Source organism: Actinomycetospora sp. (assembly GCF_055612215.1).
In genome coordinates, this window is the sequence record NZ_JBVPVA010000373.1 from 1 (window position 1) to 6,318 (window position 6,318).

Annotated in this window: 4 protein-coding genes; all 4 read left to right on the top strand. The window is 74.3% G+C overall.

What is annotated here, in order from left to right:
- Positions 1-556, top strand: a 556-nt coding sequence (locus AC0CYZ_RS10610) for an alpha/beta fold hydrolase (RefSeq protein ID WP_472215019.1), incomplete at its 5' end; no start/stop codon positions are given.
- Positions 553-1,521, top strand: coding sequence for a DUF3152 domain-containing protein (locus tag AC0CYZ_RS10615; RefSeq protein WP_472215021.1), 969 nt, complete (start codon positions 553-555; stop codon positions 1,519-1,521). The genes AC0CYZ_RS10610 and AC0CYZ_RS10615, both read left to right, overlap by 4 nt.
- 86 nt (positions 1,522-1,607) lie before the next feature.
- Positions 1,608-2,783: an adenylyltransferase/sulfurtransferase MoeZ gene (moeZ, locus tag AC0CYZ_RS10620; RefSeq protein WP_472215023.1), complete on the top strand. Its 1,176-nt coding sequence runs from the start codon at positions 1,608-1,610 to the stop codon at positions 2,781-2,783.
- Between the two features lie 274 nt (positions 2,784-3,057).
- On the top strand, positions 3,058-6,318 hold a 3,261-nt coding region (locus tag AC0CYZ_RS10625; RefSeq protein ID WP_472215025.1), incomplete at its 3' end, for a glycosyltransferase.

The following is a 6,318-nucleotide window of genomic DNA, read 5'->3' on the forward strand; positions in this document are numbered from 1 at the left end:
CCTCGCTGACGCAGCCGGGGTCGGCGTAGCAGAGCCGCATGGTGCGGCGCAGGCGCGTGCCGGCGTCCTCGGCGGCGAGCTCGCGCCGCGTGCGCGCCCCGACCAGCGGGATCGCGGCCAGCGCCATCTTGCCGTCGCCGACCCCGGCTGCGTCAGCGAGGCCGCCTTCGCCCAGGCCGCCGCGGAGGCCGCCGAGCGGCTGCACCTGCCCTGGGGCGCCGAGGCCCTGCAGCGCTCGTTCGGCGGGCTCGTGGGCACCTGGTTCGCGCGCGGCGCCGGCTCGCTCTGGGCGACCGCCGCCCGCGTCACGACCCCGACGCTCGTCGTGTGGGGCGAGCAGGACCGGCTGATCTCGGTGCGCAAGGCGCGCCGCACGGTCGCGACGGTGCCGCGGGCCCGGCTGCTGCGCCTGCCCGACGTCGGGCACGTGGCCCAGATGGAGACCCCGGCCGTGGTGGCGCGCGCGATCCTCGGCATGGCCGACGCCGTCGCCGCCGGCCGCTGGGACCCCGCCGACCGGGAGTCGGACGTGTCCGAGGTGTCGTTCCCCGGATGAGCGCATCGGGCGGACCGCGTCGCCCGGGGACGCAGCGCGACGGCACGCGGCGCGTCAGCCGGCACCGCGGGGAGGCGCTCCTCGGCGAGCGCGACCCCCGTCCGCCGTCGCGTCCCGACGCCGCCCGTGCCCGCCACCGGCTCGCCCTCGGCGGCCTGGCCGTGGTCCTGCTCGTGCTCACCGGCTTCGTGCTCGCGCGCACCCTGCACCCGGTCGACGAGCCCGCCGACGTGCGCCCGGCGCCGGAGGGCCCGGTCGTCCGGGAGGCCCCGTCCGGCGGGGATCTCGCGGACACGGTCGTCCCCACGATCCCCACGGCCGAGCTCCCGGCGGGCGGCGACTTCCCGGTCTCGGGCCGGGGTACGTGGCGCGTCGTGCCGGGGACGACGCCGCTGGTCGGACAGGGACGGCCGTACACCTACACCGTCGAGATCGAGGACGGCGCGGTCCTGGCCGAGGGCGACCAGGCGTTCGCCGCCGCCGTCGACGCCACCCTCGGCGACCCGCGCAGCTGGGCGGGGTCGGGGCAGATCGCGCTGCGCCGGATCGACGCCGCCGCGGCCGCGGGCCGGGCGCCCGACTTCCGGGTCAGCCTGTCCAGCCAGCTCACGACGCGGGCGCGGTGCGGGTACCAGATCCGCTACGAGGCCTCGTGCTGGCAGTCCGACCTCGGCCGGGTGCTGATCAACGGGGCACGCTGGGTCCGCGGGGCCGGGGCCTTCGAGGGGCAGCTCGGGCTGTACCGGCAGTACGCGATCAACCACGAGGTGGGCCACGTCTTCCGCAACCCGCACGTGCCGTGCGGGGCGGACGGCGCGCTGGCGCCGGTGATGATGCAGCAGAGCTTCGGGGTCTCCGACGACTACCTCGCCCAGCTCACCGACTCGAGCCCGCAGGGCGGGGAGATCCCGCGCGACGGGAAGGTGTGCCGGCCGAACGCCTGGCCGTTCCCGACCGGTCGTTGAGCGGAGGCCCTCGCCCGTCGTCGGGAACATCGCCCGCCGCCATGAGGTTGAATCGGGTCGAGCAGTCGACGAAGGAGACGCACGCGATGGCATCCCTGCCGCCCCTGGTGGAACCGGCCGCCGAGCTGACGAAGGAGGAGGTCGCCCGCTACTCGCGGCACCTCATCATCCCGGACGTCGGCGTCGAGGGTCAGAAGCGCCTGAAGAACGCCAAGGTGCTGTGCGTGGGCGCCGGCGGCCTCGGCAGCCCCGCGCTGCTGTACCTGGCCGCGGCCGGCGTCGGAACCCTCGGCGTCGTGGACTTCGACGTGGTCGACGAGTCCAACCTGCAGCGCCAGGTCATCCACGGGCAGTCGGACATCGGGAAGTCGAAGGCGCAGTCGGCCAAGGTGTCGATCGCCGAGACGAACCCGTTCGTGACCGTGAACCTGCACGAGACGCCGCTGGACTCGTCGAACGCGCTGGACATCTTCCGCGACTACGACCTGATCCTCGACGGCACCGACAACTTCGCCACGCGCTACCTGGTGAACGACGCCGCGGTGCTGCTGGGCAAGCCCTACGTCTGGGGCTCGATCTTCCGCTTCGAGGGCCAGGTCTCGGTCTTCTGGGAGGACGCCCCGAACGGGCAGGGCCTCAACTACCGCCACCTCTACCCCGAGCCCCCGCCGCCGGGGATGGTCCCGTCGTGCGCCGAGGGCGGCGTGCTGGGCGTGCTGTGCGCGTCGATCGGGTCGATCATGGTGACCGAGGCCATCAAGCTGATCTGCGGCATCGGCGACACCCTGCTCGGCCGGCTCATGGTCTACGACGCCCTGGACATGGAGTACCGCCAGGTCAAGATCCGTCGGGACCCGAACGCCACCCCGGTCACCGAGCTCATCGACTACGACGCGTTCTGCGGCACCGTCTCCGACGAGGCCCAGTCCGCGGCGGCCGGGCACACGATCACCGCGTCCGAGCTCAAGGAGAAGATGGACGCGGGCGACAAGTTCGAGCTCATCGACGTCCGTGAGCCCCACGAGTGGGAGATCGTCCGCATCCCGGGCGCGAAGCTCATCCCGAAGGACAAGATCCTCTCGGGCGAGGCGTTCGCGGAGATCCCGCAGGACCGCCAGACGATCCTCTACTGCAAGACCGGCGTCCGTTCCGCGGAGGCGCTGTCCGCCCTGCAGAAGGCCGGCTTCTCCAACGCCGTGCACGTGGGCGGCGGCGTGACCGGCTGGGCGCAGCAGATCGACACCTCGCTGCCGACCTACTGACCCCGGGCACGAACTGAGCGAAGGGCCCCTTCGGTCGACCAGATCGACCGGAGGGGCCCTTCGCTCGTTCCTGTGACGATGCCCGCCCGGCTGCGCGGCACGGCCCCTGGACGCTCCAGCGGGTGACCGACAACCGGACGCCGCGGGCCGATTCGCCCGACGACCTGACGCACGGTGATCACAGAACGCCCACCAGCGTCCGGAACGGTCGATCCGGATGTCACACTGAGGACACGATCGCCCTACGCGGCGGTCTCGACCTCGAGGGGTGAGCGTGGCACGACGGCGCGACGCCGCCCGCCCGCGGCGCTCCTGGGGCACGTGGATCGTCTCCGCGGTGCTCGCGCTGCTGGTCGCGACCGTCCTCGCGGTCACCGGCCTGGTCAACGCCTCGATCGGCAACGACGCGGTGCCCCACGACCAGGGCGACAGCGCCGCCGTCCCGCCCGACGTCGCGCACGGCGGGACGTTCGTCGACGGCCGGACCGACCCCGCGCGGTCGCTCGCGATCCCGCCCCGCACGGTCGCGCTGACCTTCGACGACGGCCCGGACCCGACCTGGACCCCCCAGGTCCTCGCCGTCCTCGCCAAGCACCGGGTGCCGGGGACGTTCTTCGTCGTCGGGTCGCTCGCCGTGCGCCACCCCGAGCTGCTGCGTCGGATCCGCGCCGCCGGCGGCGAGATCGGCATCCACACCTTCACCCACGTCGACCTCGCGGAGGCCCCGGCCTGGCGCCTGGAGCGCGAGCTCGGCGAGACCCAGCTCGCGATCGCCGGCGCGACGGGGGAGACGACCTACCTCGTCCGGCCGCCGTTCTCGTCCACCGTCGACGCCATCGACGACCGCGCCTACGCCGCGATCCTCGCCTCCGGGCGCGACGGCTACGTCAACGTCTTCACCGACGTCGACGGCGAGGACTGGCAGCGCCCGGGCGTCGACGCGATCGTTCGCAACGCCACCCCGCGCGACGGGGCGGGCGCCACGGTCCTGCTCCACGACGCCGGCGGGGACCGCGCCCAGACCGTCGCCGCGCTCGACCGCCTCATCCCCGCGCTGCAGGCGCAGGGCTACCGGTTCACCACCGCCACCGACGCCGTCGGCGCCCCCACCGCCGCCGCGGCCGCACCGACCAGGGACAAGGCCGTCGGCGGCGCCCTCGTCACGGCCGTCGACCTGGCCACCGGCACGGTGCGGGTGATGCAGGGCCTCCTCGTCGCGGTCGGCGTCGTGGTCGTCGTGCGGCTGCTGCTCACGCTGATCGTGGCGCGGCGGCACGCCCGGCGTCGTCGCGACCCGTCGTTCCGGTGGGGGCCCGACGTCCGTGCCCCGGTCTCGGTGATCGTCCCGGCCTTCAACGAGACCGAGAACATCGAGGCCACGCTGCGCTCGATCCTCGCGAACGACCACCCGCTGGAGATCCTGGTGGTCGACGACGGCTCGAGCGACGGCACCGCGGAGCTCGTCGAGTCCCTGGCGCTGCCCGCGGTCCGGGTGATCCGCCAGCCCAACAGCGGCAAGCCGATCGCGCTGAACACCGGCGTCGCGCGAGCCCAGCACGACCTCGTGATCATGATGGACGGCGACACCGTCTTCCAGCCCGACACCGTGGCCCGGCTGGTGGCGCCGTTCGCGGACCCGGCGATCGGGGCGGTCGCGGGCAACGTCAAGGTCGCGAACCGCGCCGCCCTGATCCCGCGTCTGCAGCACATCGAGTACGTCGTCGGGTTCGGCGTCGACCGCCGCGTGCAGGACACGCTGGGCGCGATCACGACGATCCCCGGGGCCGCGGGCGCGTTCCGCCGCCGGGCCGTCCTCGACGTCGGGGGCCTGTCGCTGGACACCCTCGCCGAGGACACCGACCTCACCATCGCGCTCGGCCGCGAGGGCTGGCGGGTGGTGTACGAGGAGCGGGCGATCGCCTGGACCGAGGCGCCGACGACGCTGACCCAGCTGTGGCGGCAGCGCTACCGGTGGACCTACGGGACGATGCAGGCGGTCTGGAAGCACCGTCGGGCACTGCGGGAGCGTGGTGCGTCCCGGCGCACCGGGTGGCTCGGGCTCGGGCACATCGGCGTGTTCCAGGTGCTCTTCCCGCTGGCCGCGCCCCTCGTCGACGTCTTCTTCGTCTACGGCCTGCTCTTCGCCGACCCCGCGACGACGCTCGTCCTCTGGTTCTCCATGCTCGCGATCCAGACGACGGCCGCGGCGTACGCCTTCCGCCTCGACGGCGAGCCGGCCGGCCCGTTGTGGGTCGCCCCGGTGCAGCAGCTGCTCTACCGGCCGCTGATGTACGCGGTGCTGGTCCGCTCGCTGCTCTCGGCTGTCACTGGGGGCCGGGTGCGCTGGCAGCGGATGCAACGGCTCGGGGCGCTGCGGGCGCTGATGCCGGGTCCGGTGGCGCCGCCGGTCGTCGCCTCCGCCCCCGCTGCACCCGCCCCCGCTGCAAGCGAAGCGTCGACGCTTGCAGCCAGTGGCAGTAGAGCCCCGTCGTCGACCACGACCGGACCGCCTCCCGACCCCGGGGAGGACGCACCCCCGGAGCGGTCCCGCTGGCTCGACGTGCTGCTGGCGATCGCCCTGGTCCGCCTCGTCGGCCACCACGCCCTGGGGTGGGCGTGGCTGTCGTACTTCCCCGCGTTCGGCGTGGTGTTCGCGCTCGCCGGCTCCCACGTGCTGGCCTCGCTGCGCTACGCGGAGTCGATCGACGTCATCGGGCTCCGGCTCCGGCGCCTGCTGCCGCCGTTCTGGGTGTTCGGCCTCGTCGTCGTGCCCGTGATGCTCTGGCACGGGTTCGGCGAGGATCCGCGGCCCGAGGCCGCGCAGTGGTTGTTCTGGGTGCTGCCGGTGCTCGACCCACCGGGGAGCGCGTGGGCGGCCGACGCCACCGGGGTCCTCAGCTACGTCCGCACGTACCTGTGGCTGGTGCTGCTCACGCCGCTGCTGCTCGCCGGGTGGCGACGTCGGCCGGTGTTCGCGATCGCGGTGCCGCTGGCCATCGTCGTCGTCGACGCGGTCCTCGGCGGCGCCGTGGGCACCTTCGGGGCCGTGGCCACCGGGATGGTCGACGCGTCGGTGCTCGCCGGTGCCTGGATGCTCGGGTTCGCGCACCAGGACGGCCGGCTGCGCCGCCTGCCCGCGGCGTGGACCGTGCTGCTCGCCGCCGCGTCGGTCGCGGCCGGGACGGCCTGGGCGCTGGGGCACCCGGCCGCCGGCGAGGGGCCCGACCTCGACGACATCCCCCTCGGCCAGGCCCTGGTCTCGCTCGGCGTGGTGCTGCTCCTGCTGCGCTGGACCCCGCGGCTGGCCTGGATCGAGCGGGTGCCCGGCCTCGGCCGGCTGCTCACCGTGGTGCGCGCCCGCGCGGTGACGATCGTCCTGTGGCACGGGGTCGCGATCGCCCTGGCCACGCCCGTCGACGCGCGGGTGGGCTGGTCGTCGCCGGGCGCGCTGCTCGGGACGTCGGTGGTCCTGACGACGGCGTTCGTGCTCGCCCTCGGGTGGGTCGAGGACCTGGCCGCCGGACGTCGCCCCGCA

Coding starts and splice junctions, on each gene's coding strand:
- AC0CYZ_RS10615 (WP_472215021.1), top strand. CDS start 553: ATGAGCGCATCGGGCGGACCGCGTCGCCCGGGGACGCAGCGCGACGGC.
- moeZ (WP_472215023.1), top strand. CDS start 1,608: ATGGCATCCCTGCCGCCCCTGGTGGAACCGGCCGCCGAGCTGACGAAG.